The organism is Micromonospora sp. 050-3 (genome assembly GCF_046549335.1).
Classification (GTDB): domain Bacteria; phylum Actinomycetota; class Actinomycetes; order Mycobacteriales; family Micromonosporaceae; genus Micromonospora; species Micromonospora trifolii.
Map to the genome: position 1 here is coordinate 814,726 of NZ_JAJPVX010000001.1, position 22,437 is coordinate 837,162.

Annotated in this window: 17 protein-coding genes; 3 read left to right on the plus strand and 14 right to left on the minus strand. The window is 71.5% G+C overall.

The genetic code is table 11. The annotated features are described in order from the left end of the window. Positions 1-34: 34 nt before the first annotated feature. Together ACLJOK_RS03820 and ACLJOK_RS03825 are read right to left on the minus strand one after the other, a co-directional pair. On the minus strand, positions 35-1,732 hold the full coding sequence (locus tag ACLJOK_RS03820) for an ABC transporter ATP-binding protein (protein WP_410819244.1): 1,698 nt from the start codon (positions 1,730-1,732) through the stop codon (positions 35-37). A gap of 50 nt (positions 1,733-1,782) precedes the next feature. Beyond that, positions 1,783-3,489: an ABC transporter ATP-binding protein gene (locus ACLJOK_RS03825; RefSeq protein ID WP_410819245.1), complete on the minus strand. Its 1,707-nt coding sequence runs from the start codon at positions 3,487-3,489 to the stop codon at positions 1,783-1,785. Between the two features lie 150 nt (positions 3,490-3,639). Here ACLJOK_RS03825 and ACLJOK_RS03830 point away from each other — a divergent pair, with 150 nt between their 5' ends. Further along, entirely contained in the window at positions 3,640-5,319 is a 1,680-nt protein-coding gene (locus tag ACLJOK_RS03830; RefSeq protein ID WP_410816140.1) for a bifunctional 3'-5' exonuclease/DNA polymerase, read from the plus strand. Between the two features lie 171 nt (positions 5,320-5,490). Then, positions 5,491-6,084, plus strand: a complete 594-nt coding sequence (locus tag ACLJOK_RS03835) for an NTP transferase domain-containing protein (RefSeq protein ID WP_410819247.1) — start codon at positions 5,491-5,493, stop codon at positions 6,082-6,084. Here ACLJOK_RS03835 and ACLJOK_RS03840 read toward each other — a convergent pair. From ACLJOK_RS03840 to ACLJOK_RS03850, 3 genes are all read right to left on the minus strand, one after another. Continuing rightward, a complete protein-coding gene (locus ACLJOK_RS03840) occupies positions 6,081-6,917 on the minus strand; it encodes a helix-turn-helix domain-containing protein (RefSeq protein WP_410816142.1) in 837 nt (278 codons plus the stop codon). The two genes, ACLJOK_RS03835 and ACLJOK_RS03840, sit on opposite strands and share 4 nt — an antisense overlap. Before the next feature lie 9 nt (positions 6,918-6,926). Further along, positions 6,927-7,763 carry an alpha/beta fold hydrolase gene (locus ACLJOK_RS03845; RefSeq protein WP_410816143.1) on the minus strand — a complete coding sequence of 279 codons (837 nt, stop codon included), beginning with the start codon at positions 7,761-7,763 and terminating at the stop codon, positions 6,927-6,929. 93 nt (positions 7,764-7,856) lie between these two features. Next, the gene (locus ACLJOK_RS03850) at positions 7,857-8,918 is read right to left on the minus strand and encodes a LacI family DNA-binding transcriptional regulator (RefSeq protein ID WP_410816145.1); all 1,062 of its coding nucleotides are present in this window, start codon (positions 8,916-8,918) and stop codon (positions 7,857-7,859) included. A 16-nt stretch (positions 8,919-8,934) separates the two neighbouring features. Between ACLJOK_RS03850 and ACLJOK_RS03855 the strand changes: the two genes are divergently transcribed. Beyond that, complete coding sequence (locus ACLJOK_RS03855) at positions 8,935-10,119, plus strand: MFS transporter (protein ID WP_410816146.1); 1,185 nt, start codon at positions 8,935-8,937, stop codon at positions 10,117-10,119. A 259-nt stretch (positions 10,120-10,378) separates the two neighbouring features. Here the strand turns inward: ACLJOK_RS03855 and ACLJOK_RS03860 are convergent, their stop codons facing one another. From ACLJOK_RS03860 to ACLJOK_RS03900, 9 genes are all read right to left on the minus strand, one after another. Further along, a complete protein-coding gene (locus ACLJOK_RS03860; protein ID WP_410816147.1) occupies positions 10,379-11,788 on the minus strand; it encodes a GH1 family beta-glucosidase in 1,410 nt (469 codons plus the stop codon). Then, positions 11,785-14,016 carry an alpha-xylosidase gene (yicI, locus tag ACLJOK_RS03865; RefSeq protein ID WP_410816148.1) on the minus strand — a complete coding sequence of 744 codons (2,232 nt, stop codon included), beginning with the start codon at positions 14,014-14,016 and terminating at the stop codon, positions 11,785-11,787. The genes ACLJOK_RS03860 and yicI overlap by 4 nt, the downstream gene beginning before the upstream one ends. Further along, the gene (locus ACLJOK_RS03870) at positions 14,013-14,900 is read right to left on the minus strand and encodes a carbohydrate ABC transporter permease (protein WP_091404006.1); all 888 of its coding nucleotides are present in this window, start codon (positions 14,898-14,900) and stop codon (positions 14,013-14,015) included. The genes yicI and ACLJOK_RS03870 overlap by 4 nt, the downstream gene beginning before the upstream one ends. A 1-nt stretch (position 14,901) precedes the next feature. Next, entirely contained in the window at positions 14,902-15,870 is a 969-nt protein-coding gene (locus ACLJOK_RS03875; RefSeq protein ID WP_410816150.1) for a carbohydrate ABC transporter permease, read from the minus strand. 67 nt (positions 15,871-15,937) lie between these two features. Further along, the gene (locus ACLJOK_RS03880) at positions 15,938-17,242 is read right to left on the minus strand and encodes an ABC transporter substrate-binding protein (protein WP_410816151.1); all 1,305 of its coding nucleotides are present in this window, start codon (positions 17,240-17,242) and stop codon (positions 15,938-15,940) included. A gap of 76 nt (positions 17,243-17,318) precedes the next feature. Continuing rightward, positions 17,319-18,350 (minus strand): LacI family DNA-binding transcriptional regulator, encoded by a 1,032-nt coding sequence (locus ACLJOK_RS03885; RefSeq protein WP_410819248.1) that lies wholly within the window; start codon positions 18,348-18,350, stop codon positions 17,319-17,321. A 581-nt stretch (positions 18,351-18,931) separates the two neighbouring features. Further along, positions 18,932-19,840: an amidohydrolase family protein gene (locus ACLJOK_RS03890; protein ID WP_410816152.1), complete on the minus strand. Its 909-nt coding sequence runs from the start codon at positions 19,838-19,840 to the stop codon at positions 18,932-18,934. After that, positions 19,837-20,646, minus strand: a complete 810-nt coding sequence (locus ACLJOK_RS03895; protein ID WP_328653024.1) for a metal-dependent hydrolase — start codon at positions 20,644-20,646, stop codon at positions 19,837-19,839. The genes ACLJOK_RS03890 and ACLJOK_RS03895 overlap by 4 nt, the downstream gene beginning before the upstream one ends. Before the next feature lie 103 nt (positions 20,647-20,749). Next, the gene (locus tag ACLJOK_RS03900) at positions 20,750-22,375 is read right to left on the minus strand and encodes a protein kinase domain-containing protein (RefSeq protein WP_410816154.1); all 1,626 of its coding nucleotides are present in this window, start codon (positions 22,373-22,375) and stop codon (positions 20,750-20,752) included. Between the last annotated feature and the right edge of the window lie 62 nt (positions 22,376-22,437).

The following is a 22,437-nucleotide window of genomic DNA, read 5'->3' on the forward strand; positions in this document are numbered from 1 at the left end:
GGAAGGGGCACCTCGGCAACGAGGTGCCCCTTCGTCATCTCGGGTGCTCGTCGACCCTGGTGTGCCAGGAGCGCCACAGGGCTGCGTACGCGCCGCCGGCCGCGACCAGCTCGTCGTGGCTGCCGATCTCGGTGATCCGACCGTCGGCGAGCACGGCGACACGGTCGGCGTCGTGGGCGGTGTTGAGCCGGTGCGCGATTGCGATGACGGTCCGCCCGACCAGCACGGCGGCCAGCGCGCGTTCGGTCCGGCGGGCGGTGGACGGGTCGAGCGCGGCGGTCGCCTCGTCCAGGATCAGCGTGTGCGGGTCGGCGAGCACCAGCCGGGCCAGCGCGAGCTGTTGGGCCTCGGCCGCACCGAGTTGACGGGCCCCGTCGCCGAGCTGGGTGCCCAGGTCGTCGGGCAGCTCGGCGAACCACTCGGCACCCACTGTGAGCAGCGCGGCGCGCATCTGTTCGTCGGAGGCGTCGGGCGCGGCGAAGGAGAGGTTGTCGCGTACCGAGCCGATGAAGACGTGGTGCTCCTGGGTGACCAGGGCGATCCGGCGGCGTCGCTCGGCCGGGTCGAGGTCGGTGACCGGGCAGCCGCCGATGCTGACGACGCCCTGCCGCGGCGCGTCGATCCCGGCCAGCAGCCGGGCCAGGGTGGACTTGCCGGCACCGGACGGGCCGACGACGGCCAGCCGCTCACCGGGCTGCACCTCCAGGTCGATGCCGTGCAGCACGTCCGGCCCGTCGGAGTAGGAGAACCGGGCGCCACTGACGACGAGCCGCTCGCCCCGTGACGAGGCGGTCGCGCCGGGTGCTTCCGGCGGGACCATGCCGACGCCGAGCAGCCGCGCGTACGACGCGAAGCCGCGTTGCGCCTGCTCGGTCCACTGCAACAGCCGGTCCAACGGGTCGATCGCCTGTTGCAGGTAGAGCGCGGCGGCGACCACCGCGCCGAGCGACACCATGTCCCGGGAGAGCAGGTAGCCCCCGACGAGCAGGACCATGGCCACCGGCAGCGGATAGCTGGCCTCGACGACCGAGAAGAACACGGTGCGCAGCGCGAGGGTCGCCCGACGGGCCCGCCACACCATCGTGATGCGGGTGGTGCCGTGCTTGATCCGGTCGTCGGCCAGCCGCAGCGCCTCCACAGTGCGCGCGCCCTCGGCGGTGGTGGTCAGCGTCTCGGTCAGCTCGGCCGCGGCCGCGCCCTCGGTGAGGTACGCGGAGCTGGCCCGGCGCAGGTACCAGCGGGTCACCGCCACGATCGACGGGAGCCCGGCCAGCGCGGCCAGCCCGAGCAGCGGGTGCAACAGGAAGACGGCCCCGAACAGCAACGTCAGCTGCACAGTGGCGATGACGATGGTGGGCACCACGTCCCGGACGGTGGTGCCGACCGTCGACACGTCGACCGAGCTGCGGGTGGCCAGGTCCCCGGAGCCGGCACGCTCGACGACCGAGACGGGCAGCCCGAGAGTTCGGGAGACGAACTCCTCGCGCAGCTCGGCGACGGCCCGTTCGCCGAAGCGGTGGCCGGCGTACTGGGCGTACCGGGAGAGCAGGGCGCTGACCAGGACGCAGCCGGCGATGGCCAGCGCCAGCCGGTCCACAGTGGCCACGCCCGCGCCATCGGTGACCCGGTCGACGATGGTGCCCAGCAGCCACGGCGGGGCGAGCCCGGCGACCGCGGCGGCGCCGTGCAGCGCCAGCACGACCCCGACGGCGCGCCGGTGCCGGCTGATCATGTCCTGCAGGGCCCGGCGGACGGTGCCACGGTCGGCTACCGGCAGCCGGCTCACCGGTATGCCTCCTCGCTGCCGCGGGCCACCAGGTGCCGGTAGGCCGGGTCGTCGGCGAGCAGGTCGGCGTGGCTGCCGGTGGCGGTGATCCGGCCGGCGCTCAGAAGCGCGACCAGGTCGGCCCGGCCGAGCAGCAGCGGCGACGTGGCGATCACCACTGTGGTCCGCCCGGCCCGAGCGGCCCGCAGCCGCTCGGCGATCCGTGCCTCGGTGTGCGCGTCCACGGCCGACGTCGGGTCGACGAGGATCAGCACCTCCGGTTCGTTGCTCAGCGCCCGGGCCAGGCGCAGCCGTTGGCGTTGACCGCCGGAGAGCGTCCGGGCTCGGGCGTCGATCGGGGTGTCCAGCCCGGCGGGCAGGGCGTCGACGACGTCCTGCGCCGAGGCGGTCCGCAGGGCCGCGCCGATCCGTTCGTCGTCGCCGTCGGCCCCGGCGCGCAGGATGTCGCGCAGCGTGCCGGCGAAGAGGTAGGAGTCGTGGTCGGCGACGAGGATCCGCGCGCGGACCTCGTCCAGGGCGACCTCGCGCAGCGGCACGCCGCCCCAGGTGACGTCGCTGGCGACGTACCGGCCGAGCCGGTCGGCCAACGCCACGGCCGCCGTCGGGTCGTCCGCCGCCACAGCTGTCAGCTGGCCGGCGCGCACGGTCAGACCGGTCGCCGGGTCGTGCAGGTCGGCCGGAGCGTCCGGCGCTGCCAGGTCGTCCGGCCGGCGTGCCTCGGGTACGACGCCCGGCCACCGGCGGCCCGGGCCACCGACGTCGTCCGGTGTCACGTTGAGCAGGTCGGTGATCCGTCGAGCGGCGACCCGACCGCGGATGAGCTGGTAACTGCCCTCCAGCAGGAACCAGACCGGCACGATCAGGGTCGCCACGTAGCCGTAGACGGCGACCAGCTCGCCGATCGTGACGTCACCGGTCACCGCCATCCGGGCCGTCAGCCACACCACCGCCGCAAGGAACAACCCGGGGATGGCGACAGTCGCCGCGTCGATCCAGCTGTTGACCGCGCCGACCCGGTAGCCCTCGGCGCGTAGTTCCTGGGACCGGGCCGCGTACCGCCGGGCGAACAGGTCCCGGCCGCCCACCCCGGCGAGCACCCGCAGCCCGGCCACGATGTCACCGGATCGGGCGGTGAGCGCGCCCTGTTGCCGGCGGTAGATCGATTCGACCTGCTCCAGGCGGCGCAGCAGCGGCCCCACGATCAGACCGACGACCGGCACCCCCACCAGGACGCAGAGCGCGAGCATCGGGGAGATCGACCAGAGCACCACGGCGATCACCCCGTACGCGATGATCGCGCCGACGCCCGGCCCGGTCAGCGTCAGCACCTGCGCCGTCCAGTCGATGTCGGAGCCGCCGATGGTGGACACCTCACCCGCCCCGACCCGGCGGGGCAGCACCGCGCCGATGCGGGACAGGTGGCGCAGCAGAACCTCCGCCGAGCGGGCCTTGGCGTCCTCCCGGAGGAAGGTCATCGTGCGGTGCCGCATGATGCCCAGGTAGGACAGGCCCACGCCCGCGACGACGATCGCCGCGACCCAGAGCGCCAGGGCCCGGGTATCGCGTGCGCGCAGCCCGTCGTCGACGGCGCGGGCGATCAGGTAGGGCCGCACCGAGAGCCCGATCATCCAGGCCGTGCCGATCAGGCTGCCGCGCAGCACCCGCCAGGGTTGGCAGCGGACCAGCCACCAGAGGTAGCGCATCGGACCGCGGGCGTCGGGGGTGCCAGGATCGGGATGCGGGATCTGCGGAGGCACCCGATAACGCTACCGACCGGCTCTGACACCTCACCGCCCCGATCATGGTGAGGTGCGCCTCCGTTTCTGTCGGACGGGAGAGGCAGAATCACGTTCGTGCTGGTGGCGGTGGTGTCCGACGAGCGGGGCGGGGGAGTGCTGTGCCCGCTGGACGCCACCGGCCGGCCGACCGGCCCGCCCGAGGTCGTCACCGATCTGGTCGCCGCGGTCGCCGCCCGCGAGGCCGCCGAGCACCCGCGCTGGGTCTGGTCGACCGCCACGGCGGTCTACCCGACGCTGCTGCGCGCCGGCGTCCGGGTCGACCGGTGTCACGACGTGGAGTTGACCGAGGCGTTGCTGCTCGGGCACGTGGGCCGTTGGGGCGAGCCCCGCTCGCTGGCCGCCGCCTGGGCCCGGCTGACCGGCGCGGCGGTGCCGCCCGACCCGCCGCCACGCGCCGCCGCGCCACCCGGGCACGGGCAGGGCGCGCTCTTCGACACACTGCCCGGTCCGCCGGGCCCGGGCATCGAGGCGCTGACCCAGGTGTACGCCGAACAGCTCACCCGCGTCTCGGCGACCGAGCACCCCGGCCGGTTCCGGTTGCTGGTGGCCGCGGAGTCGGCCGGCGCGCTGATCGCGGCGGAGATGGGCGTCGTCGGGCTGCCCTGGCGTGCCGACGTGCACAACAAGATCCTGCACGAACTGCTCGGCGAGGCGTCCCCGGTCGGTGGTCCGCCACGCCGACTCGCCGAGCTGGCCGCCCGGATCGCCGACGCGCTCGGCGTACGCGGCCTGCACACCGACTCCCCGGCGGAGCTGCTGAAGGCGTTCGCCCGGGTCGGGGTGGAGCTGCCCAACACCCGGGCCTGGGTGCTGCGCGGGGTGGACCATCCGGCGGTGCCGCTGGTGCTCGAATACAAGGAGCTCTATCGGATCTGGACGGCGCACGGCTGGTCCTGGCTCGATCAGTGGGCGCGGGGCGGCCGGTTCCAACCCGAGTACGTGCCGGCTGGTGTCGTCTCCGGCCGGTGGGCAACTCGGGGTGGCGGCGCGTTGCAGATCCCCAAGGTGATCCGGCGCGCGGTGGTGGCCGATCCGGGCTGGCGGTTGGTGGTCGCCGACGCCGGCCAGTTGGAGCCTCGGGTGCTGGCGGCGGTCTCCGGCGACGCGCGACTGGCGGCGGCGGGCGGTGCCGGCGACCTCTACGCGGCCCTGGCCCGGGACTCGTTCGGCGGCGACCGGGCCAAGGCCAAGGTGGCGCTGCTCGGCGCGATGTACGGGCAGACCGGCGGGGCCGCGGTGCCCGCGTTGGCGGTGCTGAAGCGCAGCTACCCGACGGCGTTCGGTTACGTCGAGGCGGCCGCGCGGACCGGTGAGACGGGTGGGCTGGTGCGGTCGTGGCTGGGGCGCACGTGTCCGCCCGGCTCGGCCGGGTTCGGTGATCTCGACGACGAGCCCTCCGATCCGGAGGGTGCGGCTGATCCGCACAGTCCGCGGGCACGTGCCGCCCGGTCCCGGGGGCGCTTCACCCGCAACTTCGTCATCCAGGCCACGGCGGCGGAGTGGGCCTCCACGTTGCTGGCCACGCTTCGGACGGAGTTGTCCGGCACCGACGCCGAGCTGGTCTTCTTCCAGCACGACGAGGTGGTCGTGCACGCGCCGGCCGATCAGGCGGACGCGGTCGCCGAGGCTGTCAACCGGTGCGGCGAGCGGGCCTCGGCGCTGCTCTTCGGTGCGACGCCGGTCCGGTTCCCACTGGACCTGTCCATCGTCGACTGTTACGCCGACGCGGCCTGACCGTCGGAGTATCAGTGTCGGCGGATGCCGGTCGTGTAACGGTTGTGCTATTTCTCCTTTTCGCCCCGCCACCCTCGGCTGGCCGTCCTCGTTGCAGTGTCCGTAGGAGGGGACGGATCGGTCACGGTCCGTCCCGTGCTGGAGGGGGCGCAGCTGAACCGGATCGCAGGAATGATCATCGCCGCAGGCGGGGGACGACGTATCGGTGGTCCCGAGGCGCTGCTGCACCAGGGCGGCAAGCCCCTGGTGAATCAGATGATCGACACGATGACCGAGGCGGGCTGCGAGCAGATCGTGGTCGTCCTGGGTGCCGCCGCCGAGCAGGTCCAGGAGACCGCTGACCTGGGCAAGGCCACCGTTGTGATCAACAAGGCGTGGGGCACCGGAGTCGGCTCGTCCATCCGGGCCGGCCTGGCCGCGATGGACGACGAGGGGATCGAGGCGGTGGTGGTGGTGCCGGTCGACATGCCGGGCCTGACCGCCGAGGCGGTCAGCCGGGTGGCCGCGCTGCCGTACCCGGACGTGCTGGTCTGCGCCACCTACGACGGGTTGCGCGGCTACCCGATGCTGTTCGGCCGTCGGCACTGGCCCGGCATCGCCACCCTGGCCAGCGCCGACGTGGGTGCCCGACCGTACCTGTTGGCGCACAAGGACCAGATCGTGGACATCGCCTGCGACTCGGTGGCCGACGGCAGCCGGATCGACACCCCGGAGCTGATGGAGCTCTACGGGCTCACCGTCCCGCCGCAGCGCGTCGGGGTCTAGGCGGTCGAGGGCGCGGGCCACGCGACGTGGTCGATCGCGAGCCACGGCGCGGCGGCCACCGCCGTGGGCGTCTGCCCGGCGAACTCCCACACGTCGCGGTGCAGGTGTGACTGGTCGACGTAGCCGCTCTCGGTGGCCGCAGCGGCGGCGGAGTGACCTGCGGCGAGCAGGTGCGCGGCGTGGTCGAACCGCACCAGGCGGGCGGCGCGTTTGGGTGTGATGCCCAGCTGGGCCCGAAAGCGGGACAGCAGGCGCTTGCGGCTCCAGCCGACCTCGTCGGCCAGGCTGTCGACCCGTATCCGGCCTCGGCTGGTGCGGGTCCGTCGCCAGGCGTGGGCGACCTCCGGATCGGGCGGTCGACGGGCGTCCAGCCGCCGGCCGAGCATCTCCGTGGCGATGGCGAACCGTTCGTCCCAGGACTCGGTGGCGCGCAGCCTGGCCTCCGCGCGTTCGGCGGCGCGGCCCCAGACGTCGTCGAGGGAGACCACAGCCCCGCAGAGCTCCGTCGACGCGCCGAGCACGGCGGCCGCGGCGACCGGCTCCAGCCGGATCTGGAGGCACTCGCCGAACCCTCGGCCGGTCGCCCGGAGGTCGCCGGGAAGCAGGCCGACGACGGCGCTGCCACTTCTGTGCTGGCCGTCCACGGCGTAGGTGAGGCCCGTTCCCTCGCTGAGGTCGACGATCAGTGTGATCGACGGGTGCGCGACCATGGCGATGTCCACCGGTGCGCGGGCGTGGTGCCGGAACCCGGCCATGCGGACCCCCGGCAACCGGGCCGACGGGCGCGGGACCACCACGTCCACCAACGACCAGTCGAGCGGGGTCGTCCCCATCTGCCGAGTCTAGGCAGTCGGGGTCGCCGGTGGTGTGCCCGCGGCCGCTGCCGTGAAGCCCAGCAGCAGCCTGCTGGTCGCCTCGGGCGCTTCCAGCATGGGTACGTGTCCGACGCCGGGCAGCAGCTCGACCCGTGCCTTCGGCACCGCGTCGTACCGGTGCGCCGACGACGGCTCCCAGCGGGGGTCGCCGCCGCCGAAGACCACCAGCACCGCGACGTCGAGGGCGGCAAGGCGCTCGGGCACGTTGCGTTCCTCGATGTACGCGTCGTAGGCGCGCAGCACCGACCTCAGCGTGCGGTACGTGAGGTGTCGGACGTCGCTGACCAACTCGTCCGGAACGTCGACCGGACGCGCGCAGGTGACGTTGATCCCCCTGCGGATCATGGCGTCCGACCGCCGCGCCCAGAGAAGCGGACCGAGGGGCGGAGCCAGCAGGGCCCGGAGCAGGGCCGGCTGTGGAAGCAGAGCGTCGGGACTCGGGCCGGTGCTGACCAGTGCGAGCGAGTGAACCAGGTCCGGGCGTCGTTCGGCGAGCGCGGTGACGATGTAGCCGCCGCTGGAGTGGCCGAGCGCGACGACGGACCGGACGCCGAGGTCGTCGAGCACCGCCGCCACCCGGTCCGCCTGGTCGGGCACCGCGTACGACGGCGAGGCCGGCGACCGGCCACAGCCCGGGAGGTCCACCCGGATGACGTGGTGGTGGCCGGCGAGCGCCGGCACCAATGGATTCCAGGAGGCGCCCGACATTCCCGATCCGTGGATCAGCACCAGCGGCGGCGCCTCCGGCGGACCGTCGTGCACCACGTGCATTCCCTGCGACCGCGCACCGTTGTACTCGCTCATGGGTACGACGATGCCGGGCCGGCGGTCGTCCGTCTTGGACAAATGTCACCGCGGGACGGCTGCTCGGCTTCGGAACGGTCGTCGCGCTGCCGCTCAGCGTGAACGGCGGGTGGTGGTGCGCGCCACGACGTGCCACTGGTGCTGCGGCGAAGCATGGGTGGGGCGCCCGAGTGCTACGCGTGCGCAGTGGGCCCCCTGGTCGCGCAGGGACTGGGCCAGGGTGGTCAGTCCGGCGTCCGCGGCCGCGTCCGAATCGTCCCAACCGGTCAGGGTCAGATCGTCGGGTAGGCGCAGGCCGGCTCGTGCGGCGGCGCGCAGGGCCCCGAGGGCCAGCTCGTCACTCATCGCGGCGATGGCGTCCGGTGGCTCGGCACCCTCTAGCAGCTCAAGAGCGAAGGATTCCCCTTCTGTGCTGTGGTTGACCGGGCAGCTGGCCAGCCTCAGTCGCGTGGGCGGGTGTCCGGCCTGCGTCCAGGCGTCGAGGAAGCCTTCCCATCGGTGGCGGGTGACCGGGTACTTCATGCCGATCACCTCGTCGCCGGTGAGTAGGTGGCGTGTGCGCCTCCGGTCCAGCGGGAAGCCGAGCACGAGCGGGCGGCGGGCTTCGGCGAACGCGGTCTGTCCGATCGCGGCGGCGGCGGCTCGGTCATCGATGCCGATCACGGGCATTCCTCGCCCGTGCGGGCCGGCGTGCACCACAGCGGGCAGGCCGGTGTCGGCGACGGCGTCCAGGACCGGATCATCGTCGCTGGTGGTCCAGACGACGAAGCCGTCCACTGCTGCCTGCGCGACGCGCTCGGCGTCGGTGAGCGCGCCAGTGATCGGGACCAGGGTGAGTCCGATGCCTTCGGCGGCGCACACGTCGGAGACCCCCGCGAGGAAACGCGCCGCCTGGGGATCGTCGAAGGCGTAGCTCAACCGTTCGCCGAGCACGACGCCGAGCGTGCCGACCCGCCCACTGCGCAACCCTCGGGCGGCCGGGTGTGGCCCGGGATAACCCAGTTTCCGCGCCGCCGCGCGCACCTTCTCCGCAGCCTCGGCGGAAACCCTTCCCGGCTGGGAGTACGTGTAGGAAACCGTCATCGGCGAGACGCCGGCAGCGCTCGCCACCTGCCGCAGCGTCGGCCGCTTGGGGTTGTCCGCAGGGCGGTTCATGGCACAGACTCTATCTGTGTATCGATACACAACGCGGCGGCAGGCCGAGACTGAAACGTTCGTACGGGATTCGCCGACAGTGCTTTCGTACGCCGCCCTGGGCTGCTGGACGTTCTGGCTGTACGCCTTCGGGCCGGCGCTGACCCTCCTGCGCGACGAGTGGGGGTTCTCCTACACCCTGCTCGGCGTCTATCAACTGCTCCTGGCGGCGGGCGCGGCCCTCGCCGCGATTGGGTTCGTGTCGGCGGCTCGCCGTCTGGCGAGGGGCGTGCTGTTGTGGTGCTCCGCCCTCGCCGCGGTCATCGGCGCGGGTCTGTTCACCCTCGGCGATGGCGTACCGGCCACCCTGCTCGGAGCCGTGGTGCTCGGTCTGGCCGGGACCACGATGCTCACAGTGGTCCAGGCGGTTCTGTCCGACCGACACGGTGATCGGCGGGACCGGGCGTTGACCGAGGCCAACGTCGGCGCCGGCGCCTCCGCGGTGTTCGCTCCGCTGATCCTCGGCCTGCTGGCGGCCAGCGCGCTGGGCTGGCGCGCCACGTTCGCGTTGCCCGCCGCCGTGCTCCTGCTGCTGTACCTGCGCTACGGCCGCCAACCGCTACCGGCGGTGCCGCAGCCCGCCACCGCGACGGGAGCCGGAGGCTTGCCGCTGGCCTGCTGGCTGTTCGCCGTGCTGACCGCGGTCAGTTCGGCGATCGAGTTCTGTCTGGTGTACTTCGGCCCCCAGATGCTCATCCACGCCGGCATGTCCGCGGCCGCCGCCAGCACCGCGCTGAGCAGCAATTACCTCGGCATCCTGATCGGGCGGCTGCTCGGCGCGCGGCTCACCCGCCGCCCCGGCCGCGCCGTCGCGCTGCTGTACGCCTCGTTGGCGGTTACCGGCCCCAGTTTCGTGCTGTTCTGGCTGACCGACCAGCCGGTTCTGGCCGTCCTCGGGCTGTTCCTGTGCGGGGTGGGCATCGCGAACCTCTATCCGCTCTCGCTCGCGCTCACCCTCGGCGCGGCCGGCGGACACGAGGACCGGGCCAACGCCCGCTCGCAACTGATCCTCGGCGTGGTCGCCGGCGTCGCCCCCTTCCTGCTCGGCAGCCTGGCGGACCGGTACGGGCTGGTCACCGCCTTCGCCCTCGAACCGGTCCTGATCGGCATCTGCCTGCTGATGCTGTGGGGCGGGCTTCGTGCCCGCCGCACCGGCACGTGAGCCGAACGCCCCGCTGCGCCGACGACGCGCGCGCCCGACAGGTCACCCGGCCATTCTGGCCGCGCTGTCGTACGCCGCCGCTCGGGCGATCACCTCGGGGGTCGCGCGGGAGGGATGGCCGCTGTCGAATGGCGGTTGTGGGTCGTACTCCATCCAGAGCTGAATGGCCTCTGCGGTCGTCCGGTCCCTGACTTCGGCGTTGATGGGTCCAGGGCAAGGCCCTGAACCCACCAACACCAGGTCAGGCACCGAGGCCGAGTCAGTCCTGTGCCTGGTCCAGCTCACCGGTGGCGGCGAGGCGCTGGTACCAGTGGGCGCTGTCCTTCCAGGTGCGTACCTGGGTGTCGTAGTCGACCCGGATGATGCCGAAGCGACGGTCGTAGCCGTAGCCCCACTCGAAGTTGTCCAGCAACGACCAGACGAAGTAGCCGCGCACGTCCGCGCCCTGCGCGCGGGCGTCGGCGGTCGCGCCGATGTGCCGACGCAGGTAGTCGATCCGCCGCTCGTCGTGGATCCGGCCGTCGGCCGACACCACATCGTCGAACGCCGCGCCGTTCTCGGTGATCATCATGGGCTGGCTGGGGTATTCGCGCTGGAGGCGCAGCAGTAGCTCGGTCAGCGCCGGCGGGTCGATGTTCCAACCCATCGCCGTGTACGGGCCGGGCTGCGGCAGGAAGTCGACGTTCTCCGCGGCGACCCACGGCGTCGACGTCGACGCGCCGTGCCCGTCGGCGTCGGAGCGGGCCGACACCCCGTCCCAGGCTCGGACCAGCGTGCTGGAGTAGTAGTTGACCCCGAGCACGTCCAGCGGCACCGCGATCAGCTTCTCGTCGCCCTCGCGGACGAACGACCAGTCGGTGACGGAGGCGGTGTCGGTCAGCAGGTCGGCCGGGTACTCCCCGTCCAGCATCGGGCCGAGGAACGCCCGGTTCGCCAACGCGTCGATCCGCCGGACCGCGTCCTGGTCGGCGGCCGAGTCGGACGCGCCCCGGATGACGTGCAGGTTCAGCGTCACCGACAGCTCGGCGGACGGGGCCAGCTCCCGGACCACCCGACCGGCCAGGCCGTGCGCGAGGTTGAGGTGGTGCACCGCGGCCAGCGCCGCCGCCGGCTCGGTCCGACCCGGCGCGTGCACGCCGGAGGCGTAGCCCAGGTACGCGGAACACCACGGCTCGTTGAGCGTCGTCCAGGTGTGCACCCGGTCGCCCAGCGCGCCGACGATGCCCGCCGCGTACTCCTGGAAGCGCAACGCGGTCTCCCGCGCCGCCCACCCGCCGGCGTCCTCCAACTCCTGCGGCAGGTCCCAGTGGTACATCGTGGCCACCGGGCGGACGCCCCGCTCCAGCAGCCCGTCCACCAGCCGCGAGTAGAAGTCGATGCCGGCCTGGTTGAACCGGCCCGAGCCGCCCGGCTGCACCCGGGGCCAGGAGATGGAGAACCGGTACGCGCCGAGCCCGAGGTCGGCGATGTGCCCGAGGTCGTCGGCCCACCGGTGGTAGTGGTCGGCGGCCACGTCGCCGGTGTCGCCGTTGAGGGTGCGGCCGGGTGTGTGGCTGTAGGTGTCCCAGATGGACGGTCCGCGCCCGTCCTCGGTCGCCGCGCCCTCGATCTGGTACGCGGCGGTCGCCGAGCCCCAGACGAAGCTCTCCGGGAAGTGGTGTTGCGTCATCGTTCCGTCCCCTGGATCTCGCAGATGTAGCCCGTCGAGGTGCCGGCGACCAGTTCGGCGCTGGCTGTCCCACCCTCGTAGCGCACGTCGAACTCGGCGCCCGGCCCGTTGCCGGGTGACGGTACCCGTACCCGGGTCCGCTGCCCCTCGGTCGGTGCGTACACCCGTAGCCGCACATCGTCGGCCCACTCGTAGTCCGGTCGGTCGGTGCGCGAGCCGAACGGGATGACCGCGCCCGGTCGGGCCAGCACCGGCAGGCTGTCGAAGCCGTGCTTCTCGGTCAACCAGGCCGGGCCGGTGACCTGCGCGCCGGTGACCAGGTGCGTCCAGGTGCCGGCGGGTACGTAGTACGTGACGTCGCCGTCGGCGCTGAGCACCGGGGCGACCAGCACGTCCGGGCCGAGCATGTACTGCCGGTCCAGGTGCGCCGTCGCAGGGTCGTCCGGGAACTCCACGAACATCGGCCGCATCACCGGCGTCCCGTCGCGGTGCGCCTCCTGGGCGGCGGCCGCCAGGTACGGCATCAGGCCGAGCTTGAGGTGGGTGAAGTGCCGCAGCACGTCCACTGCCTCCTCGTCGTACGCCCACGGCACCCGGTACGAGCCGGACCCGTGCAGCCGGGAGTGCGAGGAGAGCAGCCCGAAGGCGACCCACCGCTTGAACACCGCCGGGTCGGGGGTGCCCTCGAAGCCGCCGATGTCGTGGCTCCAGTAGCCGAAGCCGGACGCCGCCAGCGACAACCCGCCGCGCAGCGACTCGGCCATCGCGGCGAACGTCGACTCGCAGTCGCCGCCCCAGTGCACAGGGAACTGCTGCCCGCCGGCGGTGGCCGAGCGGGCGAACAGTACCGCCTCGCCCTCGCCGCGCTCGGTCTCCAGCAGCTCGAAGACCGCCTTGTTGTAGAGGTACGAGTAGTAGTTGTGCATCCGCTGCGGGTCCGAGCCGTCGTGCCACACCACGTCGGTCGGGATGCGCTCGCCGAAGTCGGTCTTGAAGCAGTCGACGCCCATGTCCAGCAGCGCCTTGAGTTTGCCGGTGAACCAGCGGACCGCTTCCGGGTTGGTGAAGTCGACAAGCGCCATGCCGGCCTGCCACTTGTCCCACTGCCAGACCGAACCGTCCGGGTTGCGCACCAGGTAGCCGGCCTCGCGGCCCTCCTCGAAGAGGTACGAGCGCTGCGCGACGTACGGGTTGATCCAGACGCACACCTTCAGGTCGCGCTCGTGCAGCCGGCGCAGCATCCCCTCCGGGTCGGGGAAGGTCGCCGGGTCCCAGACGAAGTCGACCCAGTGGAACTGACGCATCCAGAAGCAGTCGAAGTGGAACACCGACAGCGGCAGCCCCCGCTCGGCCATCCCGTCGACGAACTCGGTCACCGTCTTCTCGTCGTACGAGGTGGTGAACGAGGTGGACAGCCAGAGGCCGTACGACCACGCGGGGATCCGGGCCGGACGGCCGGTGAGGGCGGTGTAGCGACGCAGCACGTCCTTCGGCTGGGGCCCGTCGATGACGTAGTAGGTGAGCGACTGACCCTCGACGCTGAACTGGGTCTGCGTGACGACCTCGGAACCGACCTCGAACGAGACGTGCTCCGGGTGGTCCACGAAGACCCCGTAGCCGGCGCTGCTCAGGTAGAACGGCACGTTCTTGTACGCCTGCTCGCTGGCGGTGCCCCCGTCGGCGTTCCAGATGTCGACGGTCTGCCCGTTCTTGACGAACGGCCCGAAGCGCTCGCCCAGCCCGTACACCGTCTCACCGACGCCGAGGGCGAGCCGTTCGTGTACGTGCCGGCGGCCCTCGGCGTCGGTGACGACGCCGATGCTGCGCGCTGTGGACGCGGTGACCAGCCGGTCGCCGTGCAGGAAGTCGACCCGCCACCCGTCGATGAGCGCGACCCGCGCGGTCAGCTCGCCGGTGGTCAACGTCGCGCTGAGCCCGGTGACGTCGACGGTGACCGGGTGCGTCTCGTCGGTGCTCAGCCCGAAGTGCGGCTCACGGGGCAGCCCTCCGGTGTGGTGGGCGATGGTCACTCCGATGACGCCGGGGGCGGGGGAGAAGAACCGCACGGTGACCAGCGGGCGGTTGAGGGTGTCGCCGCGTCCGGTGATCTGACCGGTCGGTGCGAAGACGGTGAAGCCGCGCTCGTCCGGCTCGACCGACTCCACGGTGCCGGGGCGCAGGACGCTGACGCCGGGGCGCAGCTGCCAGTACCCGTCGGTGAACTTCACTTCTCGGCTCCTGCCGTGATGCCGCGCGCCAGAGTGCGCTGGAAGATGAGGAAGAAGAGGATGGCCGGCACCAGGCTGATCAGCGCGCCGGCGTTGGTGGTCGGAGCGTCCATCAGCCGGTCGCCCTGCAACGACGCGAGCGCGACCGGAATGGTCTGCGTCTGGTTGTCGATCAGCATGACCAGCGGGATGAGGAACTCGTTCCACGTCCAGATGAAGAAGAAGATGAGCAGCACCGCAAGGGTGGGCCGCAGGTTGGGGAAGACCACCCGCCAAAGCACGGTCCACTTGCCGGCGCCGTCCAGCGCGGCGGCCTCCAGCAGCGAGCGCGGGAACGTGCCCATCACCGACGCGAGCAGGTAGGTGCCGAACGCGCTCTGGATCACGGTGAAGATGATGATCACCGAGAGCTGGGTGTTGTAGAGGCCGACCTGCTTCGCCACGTAGTACAGCGGGTAGATCAGCGCCTCCTGCGGCAGCATGTTGGCCAGCAGGAAGAGCCCGACGATCCACAGCCGGCCACGGACCCGCCCGATGCCCAGCGCGTACGCGTTGAGCAGTGACACGGCGACGCCGAGCACGGCCACCGAGCCGGCGATGACCGCCGAGTTCCAGAACTTGAGCGGGAAGTTCACTTCGGTCCAGTACGTGCGCAGACCCTTTGTGTAGAACTCCGTCGGCCAGCTCAGCGGGCCGCCCGACGAGTAGTCGCCGGGCGACTTGAACGCGTTGAGCAGCATGAACGCGAACGGCACCAGCATGACGAGCGCGCCGAGGGTGACCAGGGCGAGCACCACCCAGCGGCTGACGCCGCGGTGGTGTCGATCGCGTACGGGCCGGGCCGGCGTCACCGGCGCGGTGCTCGGTGTGAGCGTGACGGCCATGTCAGAACCCCCGGTCCCGGCGCTCGCTGCGGGCCTGCATCCAGATGAAGACCCCGGCCACCACCACGATGATCAGTGTCAGCACCATGGAGATCGCGGAGCCGTAGCCGACCTGCAGCTTCTTGAAGAACGTGTAGTAGGCGAAGTACGACGGCACGTTGGTGGCGTTGTCCGGGCCGCCCCGGGTCAGGGCGAAGATCGGCCCGAACACCTTCAACGCGGCGATGGTGCAGGTCAGGGCCACCACGAAGGTCTCCGGCCGGATCTGCGGAAGGGTGATCGCCCGGAACCGGTGCAGCCAGTTCGCGCCGTCGACCTCGGCCGCCTCGTACAGTTCGGGGTCGACCCGCTGCAACGCCGCCATGAAGACGACCACCGGGTAGCCGATCTGCACCCAGATCATCACGGCCATCACGGCCGGCAGGGCGGTGCCCGGGTCGCCGAGCCAGTCGTGGCGTAACGCGCCGAGACCGACCGCGTCGAGGAGGCTGTTGAACGCGCCGTCGGGGCGCAGGATCCAGCCCCAGACGATGCCGGCCACCACGACGGGCAGCACCTGCGGAAGGTAGAACGCGGCCCGCAGCGCGGCGGCGGTGCGGGGCTTGAACCGGCGGCCGATGACGTCGAAGAGCACCGCGGCGAGCAGCAGCCCGAGCACAGTGGGCACCACCACCATCGCGACGAGCATCCAGACGGTGTTGCGGAACGACGCCCAGAACACGTCGTCCTGCAGCAACTGCTGGTAGTTGTCCAGGCCGACCCACCTGGGGTCGCCGATGCCTGACCACTTCGTCAGCGACAGGTAGAGGGTGCCGACCAGCGGCGCGCCGATGACCAGGAGAAAGAGCACCGCTCCGGGGAGCAGGTAGAGCCAGTACGCCGCGTTGCGGCTGCGGCGTCCGCGGCTGGGCGCGGGCGGGGTGGGGGTCGCGGCCGGCGGTGTGGCGGCGACCGTCTCGGAGACTGCCATGGAAGATCCTTCCCAGCGGGGCGGGCGGGCGCGCCGGTCGTGCCGGTCGCGCCCGCCGCTCGCCGTGTCACTTGCCGGTGATCTCCTTGACGCCATCGGCGTACGGCTTGGCGATCGTGTCGAGGACCTGGTCGGGCGACTTCGAGCCGTTGATCAGACCCTGGAAGCCGGAGACCAGCACGTCGTAGTAGCCGGGGACCGGCCAGTCCGGGTAGAAGGCGAGCCCGTCCTGCTTGCTGACCGTGTTGAAGTCCTCGATCAGCTTGCGGTCCTTCGGGTCGCTGATCTTCGACGCGTCAGCGGCGACCGGAACACCACCGTTGTTGCCGATCAGATCCTGGATCTCCGGACGCAGGGTGATGTCGATGAAGTCGTACGCCAGGCTCTTGGCCTTGCTGTTCTCCGGGACCACCCAGAGGTTGCCGGAGGAGCCAGCCTGCAGGGTGTTGCCCGGGAAGAGGAAGGTGTCCCAGTTGGCCTTCATCTCGGTCTTGAACCGGCCGTACCACCAGCTACCCGAGACGATCATCGGAACCTTGCCGCCGATGAAGGCGGTGCCCATGTCCTCAGCCTTGAGGCTGGCCGAGTTCTTCGCGACGTAGCCCTTCTGCACCCACTGGGCGAAGGTGTCAGCGCCGTACTTGAGCGGGTCGGCCTTGAAGTCGACAGGGTTCTTGTAGAGCTGGTAGTTGTCGACGAACTGCCTGTCGCCCTTGGAGAGGGCGAGCTGGTAGAAGAGCTGCCCGGCCGGGTACTCGGCGCCGGCCATGCCCAGCGGGGTGACGCCCTTGCCGACGAAGGTGTCCATCGCGGCGGTCATCTCGGCCATGGTGGTCGGGACCTTGACGCCGTTCTGCTGGAACAGGTCCTTGTTGTAGTAGACGGTGACGTACTCGCCGTAGTTCGGCACACCGAACCACTTGCCGGAGCCCATCACGCCCTTGTCGCTGTACCGGGCGGTGGTCTGCAGGCTGGGGCTGAGCTTGCCGGCCCAGCCGCGCTTGTCGGCCTCGCTGCTCAGGTCGGCCAGCAGACCCTGGGAGGAGAGCAGCCCGGCGGTGGCGTTGCCCTTGTTGTACTCCATGATGTCCGGGCCCTCGGACGAGTTGATGATCATGCCGGCGTTCTGCTGGATCTGCTCGAACGCCTTGCGCTCGAAGCGCACCTCGACGCCCGGGTGCTCGGACTTGAAGAGCTCGATGGCCCGGTTCCAACCGACGCCCATGGCGCTGTTCTCGCTCTCGTAGTGCCAGAGCTTGAGAACCTTGGCGTCGCTGTCGTCCCCGTTGTCACCACCGCCGCAGGCGGCCACGGTGGTCGTCGCTGTCGCCGCCAGGGCGATCGCGGCGACGAGCCGGCGGAATCGCTGCATTAGCATCCTCCTCGTTGAGTATCTAGCCGGTACTTCACGAGGCCCGTCGTCGCGTTGCAGCGCGGCGGCGGGCCATTTACTGATCGGCCCCCAGTGGTTGGCGGCTTCGAGGTGCGGCGGTCGAACCCCGGATCTCCAACGCGCACGGCAGCAGTTGCTGGTGACGAAGGTCAGCGGGGCCGTCCAGGTGGCGCGTCAGCGCCTCGATCGCGATCCGGCCGAGCGCCGAGCCGGGTGACGTCATAGCGGTCAGCGCCGGGGTCGCCAGTTCGGCGACCTGCGGTGAGGTGACCATCGAGACGACGGAGACGTCGTCGGGCACCGACAACCCGCGGCCGGTCAATTCGCCGAGGATGCCGAAGATCGCCGTTTCGTTCATGGCCAACACCGCGGTCAGCTCCGGGGCCTGCGCGAACGCGGCGGCCAGGGCGGCCCGCCCGCCGGCGGCGCTGTCCTCGGCCGCGATCATCACCGGCTCCAGGCCGTGCCCGGTCATCGCCGCGGTGAAGGCGTCACGGGTACGCAACGCGGGCCCGTAACCGCTGGCCAACGTGGCGGCCGAGTGGTTGACGTAGACGATCCGCCGGTGCCCCAGGCCGACCAGGTGCGCGACGGCCTCCCGGACGGTCTGGTCGAAGTCGATGTCGACGTAGGAGAGCGTGCTGGTGTCGCCGGTGCGGCCGATCAGCACCAGCGGCACCCCCGCCTCCTGGAGCACTGTGACCCGCTCGTCGGCCAGTTGGACCTCCATCAGCACGACCCCGTCGAGCATCCGCTGACTGGCCAGCCGACGCAGGTCGTCGAGGTCGCCACCGCCGACCGGCGAGAGCACCAGGTGGTAGCCGGCGACGCTGGCCGCGGCGGCGGCACCGGTGACGAAGGCGGTCTCGGTGGCGCCGAGGCCACGTTCGTCCATCGGCATCAGCAGGCCGAGGATCCGGCTGCGGCGACTGGCCAGCCCCCGGGCCATCGCGTTGGGCTGGTAGTCGAGCTGCGCCATCGCGGCGAGCACCTTGTTGCGGGTGGCCTGCGAGATCGGCCGGGTCCCGGTGAGCACGTACGAGACGGTGCTGACCGAGACCTGTGCGAGGCGGGCGACGTCGTGCATGGTGGCCACAGCGCACCTCCTCCGGCCTGGGGTGGGACCGCTCCCGAACGTCGTCGAAGCGTTTCGACGAAGCGGTTCGACAGGACGCTAGGCCACCTGTTACGGCGACGTCAATAGCCGATGTCGAAAAGAATTCAGGTGCGCGTGGGGCCCTCGCCCAGCCCGCCCCGCTCTCGGTCGGCCCCGCCCCGCCCCGCCCCCGTTGGTCGGTGATGGTCGTGGTCAAGATCCGCGCAGCATCGGGGATGTTGCGGCCTCCCACCCGTTAGAGGCAGCAACATCCGGGAAGTTGCGCGGATCTTGGCCGCCGATCATGGGGTGCGACGACAAGATCATGCCCGATCCTGGATGTAGTTCCCTCGTGTCGTCGCGGAGGCCACTACATCAAGGATCGAGCACGATCTTGGGCGCGGGGCGCGGGGCGCGGGGCGCGGGGCGCGGGGCGCGGGGCGCGGGGCGTGGGGCGCGGGGCGTGGGGCGTGGGGCGCGGGGCGCGGGGCGCGGGGCGCGGGGCGAGGGCCCGGGGCGACGCGGTGGGGCGAAGGCAAGTGCGCGGCGCCGCGGGGCGCGCCGGTCGCGGGTCAGGGCAGGTTGAACAGGGTGGCGGCGTTTTTCCAGCAGACCGCTCTCAGCCAGTCGTCGCCCAGGTCCAGTCGGGCCAGCCCGGTCACCTGGTCGGCGTAGGGGTACGGGATGTTGGGGAAGTCGCTGCCCAGCAGGACCTTGCCGGCCAGCCCCAACTCACGCAACCGGGGCAACTCCTCGGCGGGAAAGGGGACGAACTGGTCGAAGAACGGCGTGAAGGCCATTGTGGTGTCCAGCCGGACCCGCTCGTACGTTTCGGCGAGGTCCAGGAAGGCCCGGTAGTCCGGAGCGCCCATGTGCGCCACCACGGCGGTCAGCCGAGGGTGGCGGGCGAGCAGGGCGGCGAACGGGTCCGGGCCGGTGTTGGCGGTTCCCACCGGGGCGTGCCCGGCGTGCACCACCACCGGCACACCCGCGTCGGACAGCATCCCCCACACCGGGTCCAGCGCCGCATCGGTCGGCGCGAAGCCGCCGACCTGAAGGTGCAACTTGAACACGCGGGCGCCTTCGGCGAGGGCCGCCTCGACGTACCCGGGGGCGTCCGGCTCAGGGTAGAACGTGGCCGAGGCCAGGCACCCGGGGGTGTCGCGGGCGAAATCCAGCGTCCAGCGGTTGAGTTCCGCCGCCATGCCCGGTCGGTGCGCGTACGCCAGGGCGCTGAACGCCAGCACCCCGAGCCGGCGCAGGTGCGCGACCCGGTCGGCGTCGCTCCACCGGTAGAGGATCGGCCACTCGGTGCCGACCAGCGGCCCGGCGGCGTCGAAGTAGGCCCACACCCGACGCAGCAGGCGTGGCGGCAGGAAGTGCACGTGCACGTCGGCGAGGCCGGGCAGCCCCAGGGCGCGGCAGAACTCCGGCACGCGGTCGTCCTCGTCCGGCGGGACCACCGGCGCCGCATCGGTCATATGTCGATGTCGAATCGGCTCAGCACCGAGGGCGCGATCAGGCCGACGGTGGCCAGCGCCGAGACGACGGTCAGTGCGATGCGCATCCCGACCACCTCGGCCTTGCTGCCGACGCGCAGGGCAATGCTGTTCGGCAGACCGATCATCATCCACATGCGGCGCTTGATCGGGATCGGCCAGAGGATCGGTACGCCCGCTCTGGTGATCATGTCGCCGAGGATGTGCACGAAGCAGCCCACGCCCAGCGCGGTGCCGATCAGCGGATAGCCGCGTCCGCCCGGCAGGTTCGCGAAGGTGAACCAGGCCGCCCCGGCCGACGCGAGAGTGATGATCACCCACCCGGCCCGCTCGGCCCACTCGTCGAACAGCCCGCGCAGCGCCAGGCCGAACATGAAGAACAGGATGGTGATGACCGCCCACTTGCCGTACGCGGCGCAGAGCGCTGTGGTGCCCCAGCCAACCAGCAGTGTGAACGGCAGCGTGTGGGTCAGCGTCCGGTGCCCGTTGTTGCGGCGGGGGTCCCTGCTGAGCTTGGTGGCGTAGTAGACCCCGAGGGAGACCTTCTCCATCACCTCGGCGGCGAAGAGCGAGAAGACTCCGAAGGTACGGGCCACTGTGGCCCCACCCTGGTTCTTGGTCACCTTGCCCGACATGTCGAGGTCGGGAAAGAGCGCGCCACCGGCGCACACAGCGGTGCCCACCGCCAACGCGAGCGGCGACTGGTGGTAGTCGGCGAACTGCTCCAGTGCCCAGGAGCCAGCCAGCCACACCGCCGCGCCGGACAGCGCGTGTTGCGGTCCCATCATCTCGGCTCACCCTCCCCAGGGATCTTGAGCGCCCAAAACTACGCCACTGTAGTCAGCGTCGGCGCTGCAGGGGCATCACCCAAGAAGTCCACATCGGACAGGGTCACAGGGTGGGGGTGAAGCTCTGCCGGATCATCGGCAAGTATGCCGCGTTGACCTGCCAGTCGAACTCTTCTGTCAACCACGAGACGGTGTAGGAGCGGTCGGCCGAGGTGTTGGCCAACAGCCGGAAGCTGTGCACCGGAACGCCGACGGCGTTCTGCCAGCCGCACTCCCACACCGCGCCACCTTCGAAGATGTCCATCGCAGAGATGTCCACCTTGCGATAGTCCGGCAGCGCGGCACTCGCTGTCAGCCGAGCCTCCTCGGCCTTCCAGTGCGCCACCGGATCCGGGCGGGCCGGCCCCGCCTCGACGCTGAGCACCCGGGACCCGCCGGATTTCCGGAAGCAGGTCACCGAGCCCTCGGTCCAGCGCGCCCACCCGACCGGCGCGGCGATCCGGAACCCGGTCGGGTCGTCGTACCAGGTCCAGCCCTCGCGCAGCCCGTACTTCACGTCGGGTGGCGGTGACACCGCCACCACCGGGGTCGCCGCCGGTGGCGGGGACGACGTGCAGGCGAACGCCGCCGGGCGGGAGGTCGGTGCGCCGCCGCCCGAGCCGGACGGTGGGGTCCGATCGTCGTGCCGGTTGACCAGCGCCAGCGTCACGCCACCCGCGACGAGCACAGCGGTGGTCACACCACCCAGGGCGATCAGGCGCCCTCGCCGACCAGGTGGGCGTTGCTTGCTCGGGGCTGGCGTGGCCGGCTCGCCCGACGGGGCCACCGGTTCGACCGGGTGCGGCGCGATGGCCCGTCCGGCGCTGCGGATCGCCGCGACCGCCGAGGAGCGGACCGCCCCGGCGGGCTCGTCGTCGCTCGTCGCGGCGCTGCGCAACAGCGGCTCCGCCTCGGCGGCGGTCAACCGCCGCCAGGGGTCGCGCTGCAACAGGCCGATGAGGGCGGGACGCAACGGGCCGGCCCGACGCATCGGGTCCGGTGGTTCGGTGGCCAGCGCGCTGAGCGTCGCCATCGCGCTCGACCGCGCGTACGGTGACTGCCCCTCGACCGTCGCGTAGAGAGTCGCGCCCAGCGACCACATGTCAGTGCGAGCGTCGGAGACCCCCTCGCGGGCCCGTTCGGGCGCGACGAACTGCGGCGAGCCGAGCACAGTGCCGGGCCCGGTCATCACACCCTCGCCGCCGTCGAAGGTGGCGAGCCCGAAGTCGGTGAGCACCACCCGACCGTCGTCGGCCACCAGTACGTTGTGCGGCTTCACGTCGCGGTGCAGCACCCCGGCGGCGTGCGCGGCCCGCAACGCGGCGAGCACCGCCAGCCCGATCCGGGCGGTGCGCTGCGGGCTCAGCGGCCCCTCGGCACTGATGATCTGCTGCACCGATCGCGACGGCACGTACTCCATCACGATCCAGGGGCTCTCCCGGTCGTGGACCACGTCGTAGAGGCGGACCACGTTGGGATGGTTGAGCCGGGCGGCGGTACGTGCCTCACGCAGGGTTCGTAGCCGCAACTCCTCGCGCTCGGTCTCGGCCAGCCAGGACGGCGGCACGACCTCCTTCACCGCCACGTCGCGATGCAACATCTCGTCGCGAGCAAGCCACACCCGGCCCATCCCGCCGGTGCCGACCAGGTCGAGCAGCCGGTACCGACCCGCGATCAGCAACTGATGCACGGTCGCTTCCCCCTCGGTCACCCCGGGACCCACGATAGTCACCAATGCCGGCTTTCTCATCC